Here is a 20,972-nt window from a genome sequence, read left to right as displayed (position 1 = left end):
ACCCGCATCACCAGGGGGGCGGTGGCGCGGGTGTGAGCACCTCGTCCGGCGCTGCACAGTTCAAAGGGGGAAAGTCTCGGGGTCGGCGGCCTGCGAGCAGGGGGCTCGTGGCGCCGGGACCGTGTGTAACGACCGGCTGGCCGGGGTCATTCCCAGGCCCTCGGCGTGACCCGGGACTGGCCTGCGCTCGTTCGCGGGGTCTGCAACGAGCCGGCCCGGCCTGCCATTCCCACCCTCACGACGGGGCGGGGGTGGCCGTGGTCCTGCGATCGTCAGGGTGTGTAACGACCCCCGGCCCGCCACGATTCCGGCCCACGGGTGCACCCGGTCACAACCCAACGGCCCCCGCGAACGGACATACCGCCCATCCGGCACGGCGGACACGGGCGGTGCGACACGCTCGGGGATGATCGACTCGGGTTCGCCGAAACCGGGGTATCGGAGCGGGGCTGACACCCCGACTTCAGGGAAGCCGAGTGGATCATGGGGGCGGATCGTGTCACCCCTCCAGACGAGAGCGGACCTTTCCGGCACAGGCCCCCACAACGGTCTGCGCGTCGAGCCCCAGACTCTCGATGGCCACGAGCGCGGTGAACACCACGTCGGCCAACTCGGCTGCCACGTCCTCGCGGGTGTGAGTGACACCCTTGCGCGGATTCTGCCCGAGTAGACCGATCCAGGCGGCCGACGCCTCCCCCGCCTCCTCGGTGAGCTTGAGGATGCGGCAGGTCAGTTCCGTCTGCCCGGTGCCGTTCGCCGCGTCCAGCCAGCTCCGCGCAGCCCGGGCCGCCGTCCAGATCGAGTCGTCCACGGCGACCAGTCAACCCGACGGGCCCGACCAACCGCACACCCGGCCTCGCACGGTCGGGACGCGTACCGCGCCAGCGGGCATCCTCCAGGTCACACGGCCACCCACGGACGCCTCGGGCTGGTCTGATCGGCCGGACAGGCGGCTCTGAGCGGTCGGTCAGTTCAGGCATTGACTCCTGTCGACGGCGGTCCTAGGTTCAGGACGCTACCGGCCGGTAGGCAACCGTCCCGCCTGGTCGCCCCGCAGGCGACATCCGTCCGATGGGGAGCATCGATGCTGTCCGTACCCATTCGCACCCTGCGCCGCCTGGTCGCCACCACCGCGACACTGACCCTGACCGTCGGGCTGCTCGGCGCCGCACCCAGTACCGCCGCCGCACCCACCGCCGCCGCATTCACCGCCGCCCCAGCCGGCGCCGCCGGCCACGATCCCTCCGGCGACCAGCCGCTGCCCGGCTACACCTTCCAGAACCCGCCGCTGGCGCCGCTGGTGGTGGCCGGCAAACCCACGACGGTACGCCAGGGCGTGCACCGGCACGCCGCGTACATCATCGAGGTTCCTGCCCGGTGGAACGGTGACCTCGTCGTGTGGGCGCACGGCTACCGTGGCCAGGGCACGGTGCTCTCGCCGGAGCCGCCGGCCTTCGAGCTACGCCAGCGGCTGCTGACGCAGGGGTACGCGTGGGCGTCGTCGTCGTACGACCGCAACGGCTTCGACATCCGCTCCGGGGTGCTGAGCACGAAGGACCTCGCCGACCACTTCGGGCGGATCGTGCGCAGGCCCCACCGCACCTACCTCGCCGGGGTGTCGATGGGCGGGTACGTCATCGGGCGCTCGCTGGAGCAGTATCCCGGCTACTACGACGGGGCGCTGCCCATGTGCGGGGTGCTCGGCGACCAGACGCTGCTGGACTTCTATCTCGACTACAACCTGGTCGCGCAGGCCCTCTCCGAAGTGCGGGCCTACCCGACGCCGGCCGACTACCTGAGCAACGCGGTGCCCCGCATCCAGGTGGCGCTCGGGCTGGCGGGGCTCACGCCGACCGGGCCGGACACCACTACCGACCGGGGCAAGCAGCTGCGGGCCATCACCGTCAACCGGTCGGGCGGGCCACGGCCCGGCGCGGAGGCGGCCTTCGCGGTCTGGAAGGACTTCCTCTTCTCCATCGCGGTGACCGACGGCGGCGACTCACCCGCCCAGCGGCCCAGCCAGATCTCCACGAACCTGCTGACCCGCTACACCCCGAACGGCCCCGTCAGCGTCAACTCGACGGTGCAGCGGGTTGCTCCGGAGAACATCGTGCAGCGGCTCCTGCCGACGCTCACCGAGGTGCCGAAGATCGCCGGTCGTCCGAGCGCGCCAGTGGTCAGCCTGCACGACCTGGGCGACATGTTCGTGCCGTTCAGCATGGAGCAGGCGTACGCCACCGACGTGGCACGCAACGGTCGCAGCCGGCTGGTGGTGCAGCGGGCCATCCGGGCCGCGCAGCACTGCGAGTTCAGCCCGGCCGAGGCCGGCGCCGCGTGGGACGACCTGGTGACCTGGGTACGCACCGGCAAGCGGCCGGCCGGCGACACGGTGACCGATCCGGGGGTGGTGGCCCGACCCGAGTACGGCTGCCGGTTCAGCGACCGGGCCGCGTACGCCGCCGGGGTGGGCACCCGCCGCCTGTACGCGGCCTGCTGACCCAGAGGGACCAGAAAAGCCGGCCGGCTCCCGTAAGAGGGAGCCGGCCGGCGTGTGTTTGTGTGCGTGTGGTGTCACCAGAGCTGCTGGACGACGTCCGCCGCCTGCTCCTCCCACTGCGCGTACGCGTAGGGGAACGCGGAGACCTGCACGGTCTGCGCGGCGGCGGTCAGCGGCAGGTCCTGCCAGCCGCCCACGTTCTTGAGGGCGCTGAAGAACGCCGTGGCGGCGTACTCCGGGTCGGTGATCTGCTCGGGCGTGCCCCAACCGGACGACGGACGCTGCTGGAACAGGCCCTGCGAGTCGTGGTCGTTGTACGCACCGAGGTGGCCGAGGTTGTAGAGCTTCGACTCCTGCAACGAGGTGGCGACGCCGATCACCGCGCCACGGTCGCCGACGCCTGTCTTCTTGGCCGCGTCCACGATCTTGCGGGCGTTGTCGAGCTGCGCGTCGTCGAGCGGAATGCGCGACTGGGCGCCTTCGATGCCGTGCGGGATCAGCTCGTCGCGGCTCGGCTTGCCGGCCGGCGGCTTGCCGGTGGCGGAGCCGGTGGTGAGCCCGGACTCGACGGGCTGCTCCTCGTGGTGAGCCGCGGTGGCGGCCTTACCCGTGGTGGCCTTGCCGGTGGCGAGGTCGATGGCGGCGACGGCACCCTGGTGCGGGCCGGAGGTGACCGGCGCGGCGGCCGCTGTCGGCGCGAGGGCCAGACCGCCGAGGGCAGCCACACCCACCACGCTCAACGCGGTCTTGCGGTACGAGTCCTTAGCGATGGCGGGGAGCCATCGAGTGAAGTCGGGCTTCACGATGGTTCCTTTCGATCGTGCGGAGCGCTCCGGGGTGAACACTCCTCGGGAGATGACCGCGGAAAGGGGTTTGGACTCCGGCGGTACGGGGGACACAACCGGGTTGACGTGTCGGTCATTCCGGAAATGCCGGGCGGTCGGCGAGGTGCGGTCCCGGTCACCTCCGGGAAACGGGACACACAGGCCTTTCGGCGACGAGGCGGACTGTCAGTGAGATGGCTCGCCGAACCGGACCAGAACGTGCCAGAGCTGCTTGAGATGCTGCAGGGTGTCCGCGATCGGACCCCGGTCCGCCCACCGCTCCGGCTCGGTCACCACCGACACCGCGCCCCTACCGATCAGCGCCGCGTCCACCGGATCGCCGGGGCGTGCGAACTCGCGGTGCAGGCGCGCCGCCAGCACCGGGATCGCGGGGCCACGGAACTCGGCGTCGACACGGTCGACCGTCAGCGCGAAGCCGGGGTGCCAGCGCAGCGGAAAACCGTACCGCCGAGCGATCGATTCCAGCGTCGCCCCGGTCGGGGTGCCGGCGAAGGACGGATCCACCACCAACTCCTCGACGTCCTGCGCGAGGTCGAGGGGGCCGTGGATCTGGGCCTCCACGTAGTCGTCGAGCGCGCGTCCGACAGTGGCCGGCGCGCTCGACGGCTCCAGCAGCGTCCGCGCCAGGGTGGCGACGTCCGTCCCGGTCCGGCCCAGGCACTCGCCGGTGCCGGCGACACCGGTCAGCAGCCCGGCGAAGACCGCCTCGAAGGCATCGGCCGTGCCCACCACACCGGGGTCCAGGTGGCTGTCGCCGAGGCAGAACGTCGCCCGGGCCAGCGCCGCCGGGCGCAGCCGCAGGTGACAGGAGCCGAAGCGGGGACAGGCGCCGTCCGCGTGGTCGAGCAGGTTCAGGCCGCCGTACGTGGGCCGATCCGCCGGCGCCACCCCGGGCTGCTGGTACGCGCCGCCGAACATCCGGTGCTCCCACCGGTCGCGGTCGCCACCGGCGTACGCGGTGAGCCCGCCGTTGGAGATCCCCGTGACGAACTGACTGCGATACACCCCGTCCTGCGCCAGCGCGGACGCGACGGCCCGCCCGTCGGCGCACAGGCGATCGGGGTGGAAGTTGACGGTGAGCCGGCCACTGTCGGCTGCCGCGGCGAGCAGTCGTTCCGGCCGGTGGCCGACGTCGGCGGCGGCGAGTTCCCGTTCGATAGCGGCGAGCGCCGCGGGCCGCTCGACCGCGGCCGACGACCGCACATACGCCAGGGCAGCCACCTGCGCCGAGGTGAGAGCGGCGGCGCGGAGCCCACCCCGCTCAGACGTCGCCGTCATGTCCGGGGTCCACGGCTGCCGGCGCGGCCAGCTCCTCGAAGACGGTGATCTGCAGGTCCGCCGGGGCGTCCAGGCGGGAGTTCAGCGACTGCCACGGTGTACGCGTCGGCGGCGCGATCTCGCTCGCCCCGGCGGCGACGAGTCTGGCCGTGGTCGCCCGCGTGTCGTCCACCTCGAAGGCCACCCGGATGCGCGGCGCGACCTGCCGGCCCACCTCGACCTCGTCGATCATGCGCTTCTGCGCGGGGTTGGCGATCTCCAGGGTGGCCCGGCCGGCATCCAGGATCACCACCCGGGCGTCCCCGTCACCGGTGAACGCCGCCTCCTCGGGCAGGCCGAGGGCGTCCCGGTAGAACGCCACCGCCGCCTCGTGGTCGGCTGCCTCCACGACGAGGCGCAGCTGACGGACGACGGGTACGGGGTGTTCGGCGACCATGCGCCGGATCCTAACAACGCCCTAGGCTGACACATTGTCCCGAAGGGAGCGACGATGGTCGAGACGTACGGCGACGACGCGTACCTGCTGCGCCCGGTCGGTCGGGTCGCCTCGCCGCTGACCGACGCGGCGAGCGCGCCCCGGCAGGGCGACGAGGGCGCCCCGACGGCGTGGCTGATCTTCGACCCACGGGTCGAGCGGGCCCTGAGCGACCTGTCGGTCGGCGCGGAGCTGCTGGTGCTGACCTGGTTGGACCGCGCCCGGCGCGACGTGCTGGCCGTGCACCCGCGCGGCGACGAGACCCGCCCCCGCACGGGCGTGTTCAGCACCCGCTCCCCGCATCGGCCCAACCCGATCGGCCTGCACCGGGTGCGGGTGCTGGCGGTGGACGGGTTGCGCGTCGAGGTGGCCGACCTGGAGGCCCTCGACGGCACGCCCGTCCTGGACGTCAAGCCGGTGCTGGGCGCCGCCGACGAACGCTGACGTCAGTGCCCGCGTGCCAGCCACTCCGGTAGGTGCGGGGCCTCCGCGCCGATCGTGGTGTCGTCGCCGTGCCCGGTGTGCACGACCGTCTCCGGGGGCAGGGTCAACAGCCGGGTCCGGATCGACTCCACGATGGTGTCGAAGTCGCTGTACGAGCGCCCGGTCGCGCCGGGCCCACCCTGGAACAGGGTGTCGCCGGTGAACACCGCCGAAAGGTCCGGGGCGTGGAAGCTGCACGCGCCGGGGCTGTGCCCGGGGGTGTGCAGCACCCGCAGCGTGGTGCCGGCCACCTCGATGCTCTGCCCGTCCCACACCTCGCCGTGTGGCGGCAGGTGGGGGTGGACCAGGTCCCACAGCACCCGGTCGGCGGCGTGCAGCAGCACCGGAGCGCCGGTGGCCTCGGCCAGTTCGGGGGCCACCCGTACGTGGTCGTCGTGGGCGTGGGTGGCCAGGATGGCCCGGACCCGACGGTCGCCCACCAGCGCGAGGATCGCGGCCACGTCGTGTGGCGCGTCGAGGATGACGCACTCCTCGTCGTCGCCGATCACCCAGACGTTGTTGTCGACCTCGAACGTCTGCCCGTCCAGGGAGAACGTGCCGGAGGTGACCGCGTGGTCGACCCGGGCGGTCATCAGAACACCACCACCGAGCGGAGCACGTCGCCGTGGTGCATCCGGTCGAAGGCGTTCTCGACCTGGTCGAGGGCGATCTCCTCGGTGACGAAGGCGTCCAGGTCGAGGCGACCCTTCAGGTACAGCTCGGTGAGCATCGGGAAGTCCCGGCTGGGCAGGCAGTCGCCGTACCAGCTGGACTTGAGGGCGCCTCCGCGACCGAAGACGTCCAGCAGTGGCAGCTCGATCTGCATCTGCGGCGTCGGCACGCCGACAAGCACCACGGTGCCGGCGAGGTCCCGGGCGTAGAACGCCTGCTTCCAGGTCTCCGGTCGACCCACCGCGTCGATCACCACGTCGGCGCCGAAACCGCCGGTGGCGGCACGGATCGCCTCGACCGGGTCGGTCTCGGAGGCGTTCACGGTGTGGGTGGCGCCGAACTTCCGGGCCCAGTCCAGCTTGCGGCTGTCGGTGTCCACCGCGACGATCGTGGTGGCGCCGGCGAGGGCCGCGCCGACGACCGCCGCGTCCCCGACACCGCCGCAGCCGATCACCGCGACCGAGTCGCCGCGGGTCACGTTGCCGGTGTTCATCGCCGCGCCCAGCCCGGCCATCACGCCGCAGCCGAGCAGGCCCACGGCGGCCGGCCGGGCGGCCGGGTTCACCTTCGTGCACTGGCCGGCGTGCACGAGCGTCTTCTCGGCGAACGCGCCGATGCCCAGCGCCGGGGCGAGTTCCGTGCCGTCGGTGAGCGTCATCCGCTGCGCGGCGTTGTGGGTGTTGAAGCAGTACCACGGGCGGCCCCGGCGGCAGGCCCGGCAGACCCCACAGACCGCTCGCCAGTTGAGCACCACGAAGTCGCCCGGGGCGACATCGGTGACGCCCTCCCCCACCTGCTCGACGACGCCCGCCGCCTCGTGCCCGAGCAGGAACGGGTAGTCGTCGTTGATGCCACCCTCGCGGTAGTGCAGGTCGGTGTGGCAGACCCCGCAGGACTGGATCCGGACGATCGCCTCACCGGGGCCGGGGTCGGGCACCACGATCGTGGTGACCTCGACCGGTGCGCCCTTGCTGCGGGAGATGACTCCCCGGACTTCCTGGCTCACTTCGCCTCCTGCTGGTGGTGTGCGGCGGGACCGGACGCCGGGCAGGCGGGTGAACCGGGCTCGGCGGTGGGCCCCCGGCGAACCTACCGCGATCATCACGGCCGGCCCAGTCGGCCGGGCGGCGGGTTATCGGCTGTCACGCGGGGTACGCGGGTCACAATTCGGACCACGGCCACCAGGAGTGATCATGAAACTCGCGCACCTGCCGCTGCGGGTCAGCATCGGCGCGTACTTCCTCAACTCGGGTCTGGGCAAGCGGAACCTGGAGGGCGAGGCCGCGCAGGCCATGCACGGGATGGCGGTGGCGGCCATGCCGCAGCTCGGTCAGTTCGAGCCGCCGCGGTTCGCCAAGCTGCTGTCGTACTCGGAGATCGCCCTGGGGGCCGCGCTGCTCGCGCCGTTCGTCCCGGCGCCCCTGGTGGGGCTGGGACTGACCGCGTTCGGCGCGGGCCTCGTGCAGCTGTACCTGAAGACGCCGGGGATGCGCGAGCCGGGCAGCATCCGGCCGACCCAGCAGGGCGCAGGGCTGGCCAAGGACGTCTGGTTGGTGGGCGCCGGCCTGACCCTGGTGCTGGAGGGGTTGACGCACGGCCGTCGGCGCGGCTGAGATAGCTGCGGTGACCCACACTCGTTCGGTACGGCCGTTCTACCGGCCGATGAGGCCCCGCCGCCGCGACGAGCCGCACCGCGCGGCCACCCCGCTGGAGCTCTTCTTCGACCTGTGTTTCGTGGTCGCCGTGGCGCAGGCGGCGACCAGCCTGCACCACGACGTCGCCGAGGGCCACCTCGCGCACGCGCTGCCCAGCTACCTGATGGTGTTCTTCGCGATCTGGTGGTCGTGGATGAACTTCACCTGGTTCGCCTCGGCGTACGACACCGACGACGACGTCTACCGGATCACCACGCTGGTGCAGATCACCGGGGCGCTGATCCTGGCGGCCGGGGTGCCACGCGCCTTCACCGAGGGTGACTTCACCGTCATCACCTACGGGTACGTGGTGATGCGCCTGGCCGCCGTCACGCAGTGGATCCGGGCGGCCGCAGGCGATCCGGCGCACCGGGCGGCGTCACGCCGCTATGCGATAGGCGTGACAGTGGTGCAGCTCGGCTGGCTGCTGCGGCTGGCGCTGCCCGACGGTTGGGGCGTCGCGGCGTTCGTGCTGCTGGCGCTCGCCGATCTGCTGGTGCCTGCGGTGGCCGAGCGTCCGGGGATGACGCCGTGGCACCCCGGGCACATCGGCGAGCGGTACGGGCTGTTCACGCTCATCGTGCTCGGCGAGGCGGTGCTGGCGATCTCGGTGGCGATCCAGACCGGGCTCGACGCGGGCGACCACGGTCTCTGGGCGCTCGCGGCGGCCGGCGCGGTCATCGTGTTCGCGCTCTGGTGGCTCTACTTCGACCGACCCATCGAGGCGCCGGACCGGTTGCCGTACTCGCTCATCTGGGGCTACGGCCACTACCTGATCTTCGGGGCGATCGCCGCGCTCGGGGCCGGCCTGCCCGTGGTGGTGGACCACGAGCGGCACCTGGCGCACATCTCCGCGACGACCGCCGCCTACGCGGTGGCCGTGCCGATCGCCGTCTACCTGCTGACGGTCTGGGTGCTGCTCGTCCGCCGCCAGCAGCACGGCGCGGTGGTCGTCGCCTATCCGGTCGTCGCCGGGTTGGCGCTGCTCGTGCCGCTGGGTCCGGCCCCGGTGCAGGTGCTCGCACTGTTGCTCGTCGTCCTCGTCACGCTGACGGTGCTGCTGCGCGAACGCGACGCGGGGGCGGCCGCCACGCCGACGGCCTGATCCCGATCTGGATCAGACATCGACACCCGGCCTGCCGACGCGCGGTACGGCCCGGAATTGGGCAGAATCGCGGCATGCCTCGCCGCCGATGGTTGCTGGCCGACCAACTCGGGCCACATTTCCTCGACGACCCCGATCAGCCGGTCCTGCTGGTGGAGATCCGGGAGCTGTTTCGCCGTCGGCAGCTGCACCGGCAGAAGGCGCATCTGATTCTCTCCGCCCTGCGCCACCGCGCCGCCGAGCTGGGCGACCGGGCGCTGCTGCTGCGTACCGACACCTTCCGCGAGGCTCTCGCCCAGGTCGCCGAGCCGGTGGAGGTGTGCCACCCGCACTCCCGGGCCGCGCTGAGTTTCGCCCGCTCGGTGCCCGGGTTGACAGTGCTGCCGCCGCGCGGCTTCATCACCAGCCAGGCCGACTTCGTGGCGTGGGCGGACCGCATCCGCCGGGGCCCTCTGCGGATGGCCGACTTCTACCGGCAGGCCCGTCGCTGGCACGACGTGCTGAGCGGGCCGGCCCGGGGAACCGGTGGGGCCCCGACGCCACGTCGTCCCCGCGCGGAGGCCCCGGCCGCGTCGGCGACGCCACCGCCTCCGCCGCCGATCGTCGAGGACGACATCGACGCGCGGGTCCGCCACGATCTGGACCGGTGGGAGGCCGACGGGGTCCGGTTCGTCGGCCGCGACGGCCCCCGGCAGTACCCGGCCACGCACGCCGAGGCGCAGGCACGGCTCGCGCACTTCCTGACGTACCGGCTGCCCGGGTACGGCCGCTACGCCGACGTGATGAGCGCCGACGACCCCCTGTTCGCGCACTCGACGCTGTCGTCGTCGTTCAACCTGGGGTTGCTGCACCCCGAGCCGGCCGTCCGTGCCGCCGAGCAGGCGTGGCGGTCCGGCGCCGCGCCCCGTACGGCTGTGGAGCCGTTCATCAGGGGGCTGCTCGGTTGGCGGGAGTTCCTCTGGCAGTTGTACTGGTACCACGAGCCCGAGTTCCGGGGCGCGAACTGGCTGGCCGCGACCGAGCCGATGCCGCAGTGGTTCGCCGAGTTGGATGCCGACGCGGTGGAGGCGCGCTGCCTGTCCGACGTGCTCGCCGCCGTCCGGGACCGGGCGTGGACGCACCACAGCCCCCGGCTGCTGGTGTTGGGCAACTACGCGTTGCAGCGTGGCTGGCGTCCCACCGAGGTCGCGGACTGGTTCCGGCGCTGCTTCGTCGACGGCACCGACTGGGTGATGAACGCGACTGTCATCGGCATGAGCCAGTACGCCGACCTGGCCAGGGTGGACACCCGCCCGTACGCGGTGGACGGCACCGACATCGACGAGATCAGCGACTACTGCGCCGGCTGCCGCTACACGCCGGAACGGGCGCTCGGCGAGCTGGCCTGCCCGTACACCGGGGGTTTCGAGAGCTTCCTGCACCGCAACCGGGAGCGGCTGGTGGCCGACCCGCGGCTCGCCGCGGAGTTGGCCCGCCGCGACGAGCCGGAGCGACGCGACGCGGTGGTGGCGCAGGAGGAGAAGCGGGGCAGCACCGCACCGTGATCAGGCGGTGTCGGCAGCCGGTGCCGAGGGCTGCGCGGCGGGCCGGGTGACGCCTGCGTTGAGGCCGACGACCAGCAGCCTGTTGTAGGAGGCCGGCAGGAGCCGGGCCAGCAGGTCGAGCAGCTTCGCCGACCAGCCGATCAGCACCCGGCCCCGACGCCGCTCGACGCCTCTCAGGATCGCCTCGGCGGCCCGCTCCGGCGCCGCGCCGATGCCACTTGCCGCTCCGGTCACCACGGCTGTCGCGCCGGCGAAGTCGAACCTCTGCACGATAGGTGCTCCTCTGCTCGCGGTTACCGACGCTCGGACGCGACGGGACGTGGAGTGCTGCCGGGCGCGGTCGCCTCGGCGCCGCGCGAGAACCGCACCCCCTCGTCGGTGAGCCGGCCGTGCCGCATCAGCAGCACGTCCCGGGCGTAGTTCTGGTGCAGCCGCCACGGCGCCCGCGCACCCTGCCGGGGCAGCACGTCGACGCCGCGCAGCACGTAGGACGAGCGCAGGTCGATAAGCGGCACCCGCCGCGCGTCGGGCGGCGGGAGCGGGGTCACGACCTGCTGGCCGGTGCGATCCAGGTGACGCAGCAGCCGGCAGACGTAGCCGGCGACCAGGTCGGCCTTGAGGGTCCACGACGCGTTGGTGTAGCCGATGGTCAGCGCGAAGTTCGGCACGCCGGAGAGCATCATGCCCTTGTAGGCGACGGTGTCGGGCAGGTCGACGTCGACGCCGTCCACGCGCAACGTCAGGCCACCGAGGGCGAGCAGGTTCAGCCCGGTCGCGGTGACCACGATGTCGGCGCGCAGTTCGTCGCCGGAGGCCAGCCGGACACCGCGCGCGGTGAACGTGTCGATGGTGTCGGTCACCACCGAGGCCCGGCCCTCCCGCACGGCGGTGAACAGGTCGCCGTCGGGCGCCACGCAGAGCCGCTGGTCCCAGGGGTCGTAGCGGGGCGAGAAGTGCCGGTCCACGTCGTACCCGACCGGCAGCCGACGCTTCGCGCCCCGCCGCAGCAGCCGCCTGACCAGGCCGGGCGCGCGTCGGCTGAGCTGGAAGTTGACAGTGGAGTGCAGCACGTTCTTCCACCGCACCACCGGATACGCGGCGTCCGCCGGCAGCCAGCGCCGCAGCGCGCCGGCCAGCCGGTCGCGCGAGGGCAGGGCGATGACGTACGTGGGAGAACGTTGCAGCATCGTCACGTGCGCGGCCCGCCGCGCCATGGCCGGCACCACTGTCACGGCTGTGGCGCCGCTGCCGATGACCACCACCCGCCGGCCGGTGTGGTCGAGGTCGTCGGGCCAGTGCTGCGGGTGCACCAGCCGCCCGGTGTACGCGTCGACGCCGGGCAGTGTCGGCGTGTAGCCCTCGTCGTACCGGTAGTAGCCGGTGCAGGCGAACAGGAACGAGCAGGTAAGCACCACGCTCTCGGCGGTGTCGGTGCGCTGGGCGTGCACCGTCCAGCGGGCGGTGCCGCTGTCCCACTCGGCGCGTACCACCCGGTGGGAGAAGCGGATGTGCCGCTGCACGTCGTAATCCCGGGCTGTTTCCCGCACGTAGGCGCGGATGGCAGCGCCGTCGGCGATGGCCGTGGCGTCGGTCCAGGGCTTGAAGGAGTAGCCGAGGGTGAACATGTCCGAGTCGGACCGGATGCCCGGGTAGCGGAACAGGTCCCAGGTGCCGCCGACGGCGCCGCGGGCCTCCAGCACCGCGTACGTCTTGTCGGGGCAGTCGCGGCGCAGGTGGCAGGCGGCGCCGATGCCGGACAGGCCGGCGCCGATGACCAGCACGTCGACGTGGTCGGAGGGCATGGCGAACCTCGGTTCCGGGGCGGTGGACGGACACTAACACCGCCCCGGACACCCGGCACCTGGCCGAGTAAGCCCTAACCTGGCTGGGGCGATGGGCGCAGCCGGCGGTCGGATGGCCTGCGGTGACCGTCGGTCACCTCCGTGGGGGGCGGATACGGTCGTCAGCGGTATACCTCAGAGTCATATTCATACCTCTGAGGTATACCGCTCAACAGCACATCGACACGGCGGGCAGCCACAGCGGATGAACAGCGCCCTTCGCCGCAATCCCGGCCCCGTCCTGCGAGACCATCGCCCCGCCGCCGAGCTGACCGTGGCGGTGGGAGGCCCGCTCGGGCGAGCATCCGGTCGAAGTCGTCGGCGGAGAGCACCGGGCCGTTGTTCTTGCGCCAGCCCATGTCCCGGGAACGGCGCTGCAGGCTAGTCCGTGGACGCTCGGGTGGATTCCATGATCCAGTTGGTCTCCCAGGTGCGTTCGCCGTCGACCGAGAACGCCTGCTCCCAGCGGGCCGTGGTCGCGGTGATGCCCGACCAGATGAACCGGCACCGCACCGGACGCCCCTCGTGCTGGTCGTCGGCGTAGAAGCGCCCGACCCCGTCGACGAAACGCCCCACCATCGGCGGCTGCTCCAATTCGCCGCGCCCGCTGTTCATCCAGTAGATCGACCACAGCTCGCTCGCCGGGTCGAAGATCCTGATCGTGGCGCCGGTGAAACCCTTGGTCGGAAAGGTGATCTCGTCGAAGTTGCCGCCCCCGCCGAAGAAGCTGTGCGCGACCGACACCCCGGGAAACTCCTCCCACTCGTCGCAGCCGGTCAGCCGCTCGCGCAGCCGCCGGTTGACCACGTTCCAGGTGCCCACGTAGAAGTCGAAGTCGCCCATCAGCGGCCCACCGGCCCTTCCGCTCGCGTGTCAGACAGATATCCGGCCAGGTCGGGGGCCTCCGGCGCCAACATGTGCCGCACCCAGGCGGCCCGCTCGTGCTCCAGCACCGCCAGCTCCCACACGCAGCCGACGGCGGGCCGACGTACCTCGACGAAGTGGGTCGGGTCGTCGTCGGGGCAGTCCAGCGCCGGCTGCCCGGCCGCGGCGACACGAACCTCCACCGCGTTGTCCCACACCCAGGTGTACGCCAGCAGGTAGGCGCCGGTGTCCGCGCCCCGGTGCAGCACCACCCACCCGGCGGCCGGGGTGCCGTCGTCGACGATGTCGACCAACAGCAGGGGCACCTGGTCGTACGCGGCCTTCTCCACCTCGGGTTCGACAGGTCGCTCCGGCTGGTCGATGTGGTAACGCTTGAGCTGCCAACCGTCCACCGTGACCGGTCCCGGCGTGCGTAGATCCTTGTCGTGAAATGCCATGCCGGGACGGTAGGACGGCTCCCCTGACAGCTAGTGTCAGTGAAGTGCGGGCCAGTCGACTTCTCTCCGTCCTGCTGCTGCTCCAGTCGCACGGCCGGCTGACCGCCGCGCAGCTCGCCGACCGGCTGTCGGTCTCCCCGCGCACCATCTACCGGGACGTGGAGTCGCTGCACGCCGCCGGCATCCCGCTCTACGGTGAGGCCGGGCACGCCGGCGGCTACCAGCTCGTCGACGGCTGGCGGACCCGGCTGACCGGCCTGACCGCCGACGAGGCCGATCGCCTCTTTCTCGCCGGACTGCCCGGCCCCGCCGACGAACTGGGCGACGGCGACGTGGTGGCCGCGCTGCAACGCAAGCTGCACGCCGCGCTCCCCGAGCCGCTGCGCGACCGGGCGACCCAACTGTCGCAGCGCTTCCACCTGGACACACCCGGTTGGTACGCCGACGGAGACGCCTCCCCCGAGCTGGCCCGCACGGCGGAGGCCGTCTGGCGGCAGCAGCGCGTCGAGGTGCGCTACCGCGGCTGGCGCGGCGAGGTGACCCGGGTGCTGGAGCCGTACGGCCTGGTGCTCAAGGGCGGCCGGTGGTACGTGGTGGCCACCCGACCGGGCCGGGCCGAACCGGCGACCTACCGGGTCAACCAGATCCTCGCGCTGACCCCGCTGGCGCAGGAGTTCGACCGGCCGGCCGACTTCGACCTCCCGGCCTGGTGGCGGGAGCACGTGGTGCGGTTCCGGGCACGACTGCACCGCGACGAGGCCACCGTACGGCTGTCCCCCGCCGGCCGGGAGCGGCTGCGGGAGATCGGCGCCGACCCGGTGGTGTCCGCGGTGGACGCCAGCGCCGGACCGCCGGACGCGCGCGGCTGGATGACAGCGGTCCTGCCGATCGAGTCGCTCACCCACGCGCACGGGGAGCTGCTGCGCCTCGGCGCCGACGTGGAGGTGCTGACCCCTGTCGCGCTCCGCGACCGCCTGGCCGCCACCGCCGCCGGGCTGGCAGCCCTCTACGCCCCCGGCGGGCAGCCGACGCCGCACGCCCCCGGCGGCCAGCCGAGCCGGTAGCCGCCACCTTCCAGAGTGGAAGATCGGCGGGACATCGACTGTCGGCAGGGTGTGCCACCCTGGGACGGGCATCAGCGGTCACCGGAGGTGAGGGCCACGCTACGACTACGCGCACTTGTCGCCGTCCCCGGCACCGGGCCGGTGACCCTCGAGGTTTCGTCCGGCGCGACTGTCGCCCTGGTCGCGCCGCCCCGGGTCGGCACGGCCGTGGCCCGGGTCCTCGCTGGGCTCGCCGCGCCCGTCACCGGGCGGATCATGGTCGGTGACCGGGACGTGACGGCGCTCGCGCCGCCGCGCCGGCAGATCGGCTACGTGCCCGCCGGCGGCGCGCTGCTGCCACAGCTCACCGTGCGCCGCAACATCGAGTACGGCCAGCGCAAGCGCGAGCGGGTGCACGAGGTGGCCGACGACTGGACGGCGACAGTGGTGGACCGGCTGGAGCTGGCACCGACGCTGGCCCTGCTGCCACACCTGCTCTCCGACGCCCAGCGGTTCCGGGTGGCGCTGGCCCGAGCGGCGGTCTGCCTGCCCGAGGTGCTCGTGGTCGACCTGCCCGTCGACCCGTCAGGCGGCAGTCGCCTCGGTGACCTGCTGCCCCGACTGGCCCCGCCGGACGCGCCCGGGGTGGCCGTGCTCGTCTGCACCGCCGACCCGGCCACGCTCGCCGAGATCCCCCGCCACCACGAGCTGGTCACCGAGCCCGACGAGGCGCTGCGGTGACGCCGGCCGGCCGGCTCAGCCGGCGTACGCTGCTGCGGGCCGCCGCGGCCGGCGCGGCGGCGACCGCGGCCGGGTGTGCCGGCGGCGGCCGCTCGGTGCAGGTCGCGGTGGTGTGGAGCGGCAGCGAGCTGGACCGCTTCCGCGAGGTCGTGGCCACCTATCCCGACCCGGTGCGCGTGGTCAGCGCCGGCAACGACATCGACGCGTTCCTCCGCGCCCGACACCTCGCGGGCACCTCGCCGGACGTGGCGATCCTGTCGCGTCCCGGCCTGGTGACGGAGTACGCCGCGCGGGGTTGGCTGCGCCCGGTGCGCCCCTCGACCGAGTACGCGGTGCCCATCGGGCTCAGCGACCTGCTGCTGACCGGCGGGCAGCGCTACGGCGTCTGGGTGAAGGCCGCGCACAAGTCCCTGGTCTGGCACCTGCCCTCGATGCTGCCCGAGCAGCCGACCAGCTGGGACGAGCTGGTCTCGTTGACCCGCCGCCTCGGCGCGCTCGCCCGGCGCGACGGCGGCCCGGCGCCGCTGGCGATCGGCGCGGCCGACGGGTGGGTGCTCACCGACTGGTTCGAGAACGTGCTTGCCGACCTCGCGCCGAGCGCCTACGACGCCCTCGCCGGGCCGGACGCCGACTGGCAGGGCCGGCCGGTGCGCGACACCCTCGACCGGCTCGCCGAGCTGTGGAGCATCGACGGGGCCTTCCCCGGCGGCGGCAGGCGTGCCCTGCTCACCCAGTACGAGGAGTCGGTGATCCAGGTGGTGCGCTCCCGACGGGCGGTGATGGTCTTCGAGGCCGACTTCACCGCGGAGGTGGTCGGCCGGTTCCGGAGCGGCCCGGAGGAGCCTGTCACCTTCCGGTTCCCGAGCGCCGGCACGGGAGGCGGCGCCCTGATCGTGGGCGGGGACGTGGCGGTGGTGTTCGCCGACGCCCGGGGCGGGGTGGAGCTGGTCGAGTGGCTCACCAGGGCCGACTCGTTCCGGCCGTGGCTGCGCGCCGGCGGCTACCTGTCGCCGAACACCACAATCGCGCTCACCGACTACGCCGACCCGGTCCGTCGCCAACTGGCCCGCGAGATGCGCGGCCCCGACACCCTGCACTTCGACCTCTCCGACCAACTGCCCGGGGCGTTCACCGGCTCCGACGGGGTGGGCATCTGGCGGATCATGCAGGACTTCTTCTCCGACGTCACCGACGGTGTCTCCGCCGGTGCGGCGGTTCGCCGGGCCACCGGGCAGCTCGCGGCGGCGGCCCGCGACGCGGGCGGTGGCCGATGAGCCAGGTCAAGGTGCTCGGCGAGCTGGCGGTGCTCGACGACGTCGGCCCGCCCCGGCGCGGTCGGGCCTATCCGGCGGCCGGGGCGACGTCCGCGCTGCTGCTGCCGGCGGCGCTGCTGCTCGGCGCGCTGGTGCTGTGGCCGGTGCTGCGTACGCTGCACGCCAGCGTCACCACCGACGGTCGCTGGGTCGGCGCGCAGCACTTCCGCGCCGCGCTCGCCGCGCCCGGCACCGGCGCGGTGGTCGGCCGCACGGTGCTGTGGGCGATCCTGGTGCCGGCGGTGGTGACGGCGCTGGGCTACCTGTTCGCCGTGGCGTCCCGCCGCTCCGGCGAGGGTGGGCTGGTCCGCCTGATCCTGCTGGTGCCTGTGGCGTTGCCGCTTGTCGTCACCGGTGTGACCTTCCGCCTCATGTACGACCCCGACCCGACCCGGGGCCTGGCCACCCTGCTCGCCGCACGGCTGACCGGCCGTTCGGCCGACGACGCGCCGCAACTGCTCGGGCCGGGGCTGGTCACGGTGGCGCTGATGTCGGCGTTCGTCTGGGCGTGGGTGGGTCTGGCGGTGCTGGTCTTCCGGGCCGCACTGGACCGGCTGCCGCCGAGCCTGGCCGACGCGGTCCGCGCCTACGGCGGCGGTCGACGACACGTCCTGTGGGACGCGCAGTGGCGGCCACTGCTGCTGCGCACCGTCGCGGTGGTCTTCGCGCTGGTGGCGCTCGGCACCAGCCGGACCTTCGACCTGATCCTCGTCATGACGCCCGGGTCGGTCCGCGACGACGCGGCGGTGCTGGCGCTGCGGGTCTGGCAGACCTCGGGCGGCACCACCACCGGCCAGGGGGCAGCGCTCGGCGTCGTCTGGCTGGTCGCGGTGGTCGCCGGGATGCTGGTGGCGGCGTTCTTCGTCCGCCAGGCGTGGCCGCCGCCCCGCGTCGAGGCGACACCCGGGCCCGCACCGACGACGCCGCCGCGACGGCTGTTCCGGCTGCTCGCCGCGGGCGGCGCGGTGGTCTGGCTGATCCCGCTCGTCGTGCTCGTGGCGACCTCCGCGCACGGGCAGGTGGACGCCGCCGCGCGCGGCTGGTGGTCGGCCCCGCCCGGGACGGGCTCCTACGCGGCGTTGCTCGGCGGTGACGAGCTGTGGCGGGCGCTGGGCTTCACGCTGCTGTTGGCGACAGTCGTCACCGCCACGGTGCTGGTGATCGCGCTGCTGGCCGCGTACCCGCTGGCGTGGCTGACCGGGCCGGCCGCGCAGGCGACCGGGCTGCTGCTGATGGCCGCCACCGTCGTCCCGGTGCAGGTGATCGCCGGGCCGGTCAACGAGGTGCTCGGCGTCGTGCTCTCCTCCGGCACCTCCCGCGGGCTGGCCCTGGTGCACGTGGCGTTGGGGGTGCCGTTCGCGGTGCTGGTGCTGCGCAACGCGTTCGCCGACCTGCCCGCCGAGCAGGTGCGCGGCGCCCGGCTGGGCGGTCGACGCTGGTGGGGCACCCTGCACCGGCTGGCCCGGCACAACCTGCCGGCCGTGATCGCCGTCTCGGTGCTGGAGTTCGTCCAGGTCTGGAACGACCTGGCGGTGGGCCTGCTGTTCAGCGGGCCGGAGGCCACCCCGGTCGCCCTGTTCCTGGCCGGCCAGAGCCGCGGCTTCGTGTCCAACAGTGGCGTTCTGGCCGCCGGGTCGGTGCTCGCCTCGGTGCTTCCGGTGGTGCTGATGGTGCTGGCGCGACGGCAGCTCGTCGCCGGGCTGGTCTCCGGGGGCGTGCGGTGACCGGCCCCACCGGTAACGGCCGGGTGCCGCGCTGGCCGGTGCTCGTGACGATCGGCACGCTGCTCAGCGGGGTGTTCGGCAACCTGGCCAGCAACCTGCTGTCCGAGTTCGCGGCGAGCGTGCTCGGCCCGGCCAGCATCGTGGTGGCGGTCCTCGGCGGCCTCGGTTTCGTGGTGTTCGAGCTACGCCGACGTCGTGCCATCCGGGAGACCGGCCCGGAGCCCACCGACGTCGTCACCACACCGCAGACCGACGTGCCCACCCTTCCGTACACGGCCGGGTTCGCCGGCCGCGAGGAGCACGTCCAGGCGGTGCTCGACCTGCTCGCCAGCGAGCACGCGGTGGCGGTGCTGGGCCGGCGGGCGGTCGGCACGTCCGCGTGCGCCGTCCAGGCGGCGAACCTGCTCCGGGACGAGTTCCCGGACGGCCAGTACCACTTCGACCTGCGCCGCGGCGGTCGTCCCCGCTCCGCGCGGCAGGTGCTCGCCGCGCTGGCGGGCGTCCTGGGCACCGCGCCGCCGACGTCGGGCCGCCCGGACGCCCTCACGGCCGCCGCCGCCGCGCTGCGTCGCAAGCTCGACGGTCGCAAGATCCTGCTGGTGCTGGACAACGTCGACCGTCCCGAGCAGGTCCGCGCGCTGCTGCCGCCGACCGCCCGCACCTGCCGACTGCTGCTGGCCGGCGGCCCCGCGCTCAGCGGTCTCAACGGGGTGGTGGAGCACTGGCTCGCCGAGCCCGGCCCGGACGAGGCCGTCGAGCTGTTCGCGGCGGCCGGTGGGGCCGCGCCGGCCGCCCGGATCCGCCGCGCCGACCCGCGCACCGACCCGGCGGTACGCGAGATCGTCGACCTGTGCGGGCGGCAACCCCGCACCGTCCGGGCGCTCGGTTACCGCACCGCCCAGCACGGCTGGCGGCACTCCGACGTGCTGGACGCCCTGCGCCGCGCGGTGCGTACCCCGCCGCACCAGCGGGTCGCTGTCTCGCCGGCTGCCCAGCTCGTCACCGAACGCGACACCGCGTACCGGGCGCTGACCCGCGAGGCCCGCCGGCTGTACCGACTGATGTCGCTGGCCCCCGCCCCGGTGGACCGGCCGACCATCGCCGCGCTGGCCCGCCGCCACCCCGAGCGCGTGAGCGCGCTCCTCGACCAGTTGGCCGCCGCCGCGTTCGTGATCGGGGCGCCCGGCGACAGGTACGAGGTCCGTCCGCTGCTCGCCGCGAACGCCCGGCTGCATTTGCGCGACGCCGAACCCGCCCGCTCCCGGGTGGCCGCGCAGGCCCGGCTGACCCGGCACCTGGCCCGCCGGGCCGAACGACACGCGGCCAACCTGGCGGTGCTCGGCTCACCACCGGACCGGGAGTGGTCGCTGCCGCTCGACGACGACCCGTACGGCTGGTTCGACCTGCACCAGGAGCTGCTGCTGGCGGTGGTCCGGGTGCCGGCCGGAGCGGCCGAGACGCTGCCCCGCCGGGTCCGCCGGTGGTGGTTCCGGTTGGCCGTGGCGCTGTGCGGGTGGCTCGCGCACGTCGAGCGGCTCGACGAGTGGGAGCAGGTCTGCCGCACGGTCCTGGCCACCCCGACAGCCGACGACCGGCCGGAGATCGCCGGGTGGGCGCACAACGAGCTCGGCGTGCTGCGGCGACGTCGGCACGACCCGCAGGGCGCGGCGGCGGCGCTCACCCTCGCGGTGGCCGAACGCGGCCGTCGGGGCACCGCCCAGGCGCGGATGAACCTCGGGTTGGCGCTGCTCGACCTCGGGCAGCTCGACGACGCGGTGGAGCACCTGGAGCTGTCCCGCCGGCACCGCTCGTCCGCCGACCGGTCCGGTCACGCGCTCACCGACCTGGGCCTGGGCGCGGCGCAGCTCGCCCGGGGTGAGCTGGACACCGCGCACCACCACCTGGTGCGGGCGGCCAACACGTTCCGGTCGGTGGGTGACGCGCGCGGCTACGCGGCGGCGCTTACCAACCTGGTGCTGGTGCACGCCACGCTCGGCGAGCACCTGGACGCGGCACAGGCGTGGCGGGCCGCGCTGCGCGAGTACGAGTCGGTAAACGACCCGACCAGCCGGGCCGCGGCGCTGCTCAACGCCGGCGCGACGCTGCTGACCAGCACGCCCGGGCAGGCGCGGGCGGCGTACGAGCTGCTGGCCGAGAGCCGGCGGCTGCGGGCCGAGACCCGGCCCACGGCGGGGCTGGGCCGAACCCTGCTGTACCTGGGCGACGCCGCCGCCGCGCTGGGCGACGGGGCCGAGGCGCGGCGGCTCTGGGCGGACGCGGCGACGGTGGCCGAGGAGGTCGACGACGGCCGGGCGCTGGCCGCCGCGGACGAGCGCCTGGAGCGCGACGCCGACCCGTCGCCGGCCGGCCCCTGAGCAGTGGGTCGCGCCTGGCG

The 20,972-nt window shown here is 73.5% G+C and carries 19 protein-coding genes and 1 pseudogene; 10 read left to right on the top strand and 10 right to left on the bottom strand.

The annotated features are described in order from the left end of the window. Window positions 1–499: 499 nt before the first annotated feature. Complete coding sequence (locus ACLQ26_RS27430; protein ID WP_425747212.1) at window positions 500–811, bottom strand: MazG-like family protein; 312 nt, start codon at window positions 809–811, stop codon at window positions 500–502. A 273-nt stretch (window positions 812–1,084) separates the two neighbouring features. Here ACLQ26_RS27430 and ACLQ26_RS27425 point away from each other — a divergent pair, with 273 nt between their 5' ends. Then, window positions 1,085–2,497, top strand: a complete 1,413-nt coding sequence (locus ACLQ26_RS27425; RefSeq protein ID WP_425747211.1) for a hypothetical protein — start codon at window positions 1,085–1,087, stop codon at window positions 2,495–2,497. Window positions 2,498–2,571: 74 nt separating this feature from the next. Here the strand turns inward: ACLQ26_RS27425 and ACLQ26_RS27420 are convergent, their stop codons facing one another. The 3 genes from ACLQ26_RS27420 to ACLQ26_RS27410 form a co-directional block, all read right to left on the bottom strand. After that, on the bottom strand, window positions 2,572–3,300 hold the full coding sequence (locus ACLQ26_RS27420; RefSeq protein WP_425747209.1) for a hypothetical protein: 729 nt from the start codon (window positions 3,298–3,300) through the stop codon (window positions 2,572–2,574). A 207-nt stretch (window positions 3,301–3,507) separates the two neighbouring features. Further along, window positions 3,508–4,620, bottom strand: a complete 1,113-nt coding sequence (locus ACLQ26_RS27415) for a DUF3626 domain-containing protein (RefSeq protein WP_425747208.1) — start codon at window positions 4,618–4,620, stop codon at window positions 3,508–3,510. Continuing rightward, window positions 4,604–5,056: a VOC family protein gene (locus ACLQ26_RS27410; RefSeq protein WP_425747206.1), complete on the bottom strand. Its 453-nt coding sequence runs from the start codon at window positions 5,054–5,056 to the stop codon at window positions 4,604–4,606. Before ACLQ26_RS27410 ends, ACLQ26_RS27415 begins: the two co-directional genes overlap by 17 nt. 54 nt (window positions 5,057–5,110) lie before the next feature. On the opposite strand from ACLQ26_RS27410, the gene tsaA reads away from it, so the two are divergent. Continuing rightward, window positions 5,111–5,539, top strand: coding sequence for a tRNA (N6-threonylcarbamoyladenosine(37)-N6)-methyltransferase TrmO (gene tsaA, locus ACLQ26_RS27405; RefSeq protein WP_425747205.1), 429 nt, complete (start codon window positions 5,111–5,113; stop codon window positions 5,537–5,539). A 2-nt stretch (window positions 5,540–5,541) separates the two neighbouring features. Here tsaA and ACLQ26_RS27400 read toward each other — a convergent pair whose 3' ends face one another. Both ACLQ26_RS27400 and ACLQ26_RS27395 read right to left on the bottom strand, forming a co-directional pair. Continuing rightward, window positions 5,542–6,171, bottom strand: a complete 630-nt coding sequence (locus ACLQ26_RS27400; protein WP_425747204.1) for an MBL fold metallo-hydrolase — start codon at window positions 6,169–6,171, stop codon at window positions 5,542–5,544. After that, window positions 6,171–7,256: an S-(hydroxymethyl)mycothiol dehydrogenase gene (locus ACLQ26_RS27395; protein ID WP_425747203.1), complete on the bottom strand. Its 1,086-nt coding sequence runs from the start codon at window positions 7,254–7,256 to the stop codon at window positions 6,171–6,173. Before ACLQ26_RS27395 ends, ACLQ26_RS27400 begins: the two co-directional genes overlap by 1 nt. Before the next feature lie 187 nt (window positions 7,257–7,443). Between ACLQ26_RS27395 and ACLQ26_RS27390 the strand changes: the two genes are divergently transcribed. The 3 genes from ACLQ26_RS27390 (at window position 7,444) to ACLQ26_RS27380 (ending at window position 10,593) form a co-directional block, all read left to right on the top strand. Beyond that, window positions 7,444–7,863: a hypothetical protein gene (locus ACLQ26_RS27390; RefSeq protein ID WP_425747202.1), complete on the top strand. Its 420-nt coding sequence runs from the start codon at window positions 7,444–7,446 to the stop codon at window positions 7,861–7,863. A gap of 10 nt (window positions 7,864–7,873) precedes the next feature. Then, window positions 7,874–9,049, top strand: coding sequence for a low temperature requirement protein A (locus tag ACLQ26_RS27385; protein ID WP_425747201.1), 1,176 nt, complete (start codon window positions 7,874–7,876; stop codon window positions 9,047–9,049). Window positions 9,050–9,123: 74 nt separating this feature from the next. Then, window positions 9,124–10,593 (top strand): cryptochrome/photolyase family protein, encoded by a 1,470-nt coding sequence (locus tag ACLQ26_RS27380; protein ID WP_425747200.1) that lies wholly within the window; start codon window positions 9,124–9,126, stop codon window positions 10,591–10,593. Here ACLQ26_RS27380 and ACLQ26_RS27375 read toward each other — a convergent pair. The 4 genes and pseudogenes from ACLQ26_RS27375 to ACLQ26_RS27360 all read right to left on the bottom strand — a co-directional run. Next, a pseudogene (locus ACLQ26_RS27375) lies at window positions 10,594–10,794 on the bottom strand (acetoin dehydrogenase); the annotation flags it as partial. A 92-nt stretch (window positions 10,795–10,886) separates the two neighbouring features. Further along, window positions 10,887–12,395, bottom strand: a complete 1,509-nt coding sequence (locus tag ACLQ26_RS27370) for a flavin-containing monooxygenase (protein WP_425747199.1) — start codon at window positions 12,393–12,395, stop codon at window positions 10,887–10,889. Window positions 12,396–12,815: 420 nt separating this feature from the next. After that, window positions 12,816–13,277 carry a hypothetical protein gene (locus ACLQ26_RS27365; protein WP_425747197.1) on the bottom strand — a complete coding sequence of 154 codons (462 nt, stop codon included), beginning with the start codon at window positions 13,275–13,277 and terminating at the stop codon, window positions 12,816–12,818. Continuing rightward, window positions 13,277–13,756, bottom strand: coding sequence for a hypothetical protein (locus ACLQ26_RS27360; RefSeq protein ID WP_425747196.1), 480 nt, complete (start codon window positions 13,754–13,756; stop codon window positions 13,277–13,279). The genes ACLQ26_RS27365 and ACLQ26_RS27360 overlap by 1 nt, the downstream gene beginning before the upstream one ends. A gap of 44 nt (window positions 13,757–13,800) precedes the next feature. On the opposite strand from ACLQ26_RS27360, the gene ACLQ26_RS27355 reads away from it, so the two are divergent. From ACLQ26_RS27355 to ACLQ26_RS27335, 5 genes are all read left to right on the top strand, one after another. Beyond that, window positions 13,801–14,820 carry a helix-turn-helix transcriptional regulator gene (locus tag ACLQ26_RS27355; RefSeq protein WP_425747195.1) on the top strand — a complete coding sequence of 340 codons (1,020 nt, stop codon included), beginning with the start codon at window positions 13,801–13,803 and terminating at the stop codon, window positions 14,818–14,820. A gap of 87 nt (window positions 14,821–14,907) precedes the next feature. Next, window positions 14,908–15,540: an ATP-binding cassette domain-containing protein gene (locus ACLQ26_RS27350; protein ID WP_425747194.1), complete on the top strand. Its 633-nt coding sequence runs from the start codon at window positions 14,908–14,910 to the stop codon at window positions 15,538–15,540. Continuing rightward, a complete protein-coding gene (locus ACLQ26_RS27345) occupies window positions 15,537–16,814 on the top strand; it encodes a hypothetical protein (protein WP_425747193.1) in 1,278 nt (425 codons plus the stop codon). Before ACLQ26_RS27350 ends, ACLQ26_RS27345 begins: the two co-directional genes overlap by 4 nt. Then, window positions 16,811–18,577, top strand: a complete 1,767-nt coding sequence (locus tag ACLQ26_RS27340) for a hypothetical protein (protein WP_425747191.1) — start codon at window positions 16,811–16,813, stop codon at window positions 18,575–18,577. Before ACLQ26_RS27345 ends, ACLQ26_RS27340 begins: the two co-directional genes overlap by 4 nt. Next, the gene (locus tag ACLQ26_RS27335; protein WP_425747190.1) at window positions 18,574–20,952 is read left to right on the top strand and encodes a tetratricopeptide repeat protein; all 2,379 of its coding nucleotides are present in this window, start codon (window positions 18,574–18,576) and stop codon (window positions 20,950–20,952) included. The genes ACLQ26_RS27340 and ACLQ26_RS27335 overlap by 4 nt, the downstream gene beginning before the upstream one ends. The last annotated feature ends 20 nt before the right edge of the window (window positions 20,953–20,972 follow it).

The sequence above is a fragment of the Micromonospora sp. DT43 genome (genome assembly GCF_049841645.1).
Taxonomy (GTDB): Bacteria; Actinomycetota; Actinomycetes; order Mycobacteriales; family Micromonosporaceae; genus Micromonospora.
The sequence above is the reverse complement of the archived record's forward strand: the minus strand, read 5'-3'. Positions and strand labels throughout refer to the sequence as shown.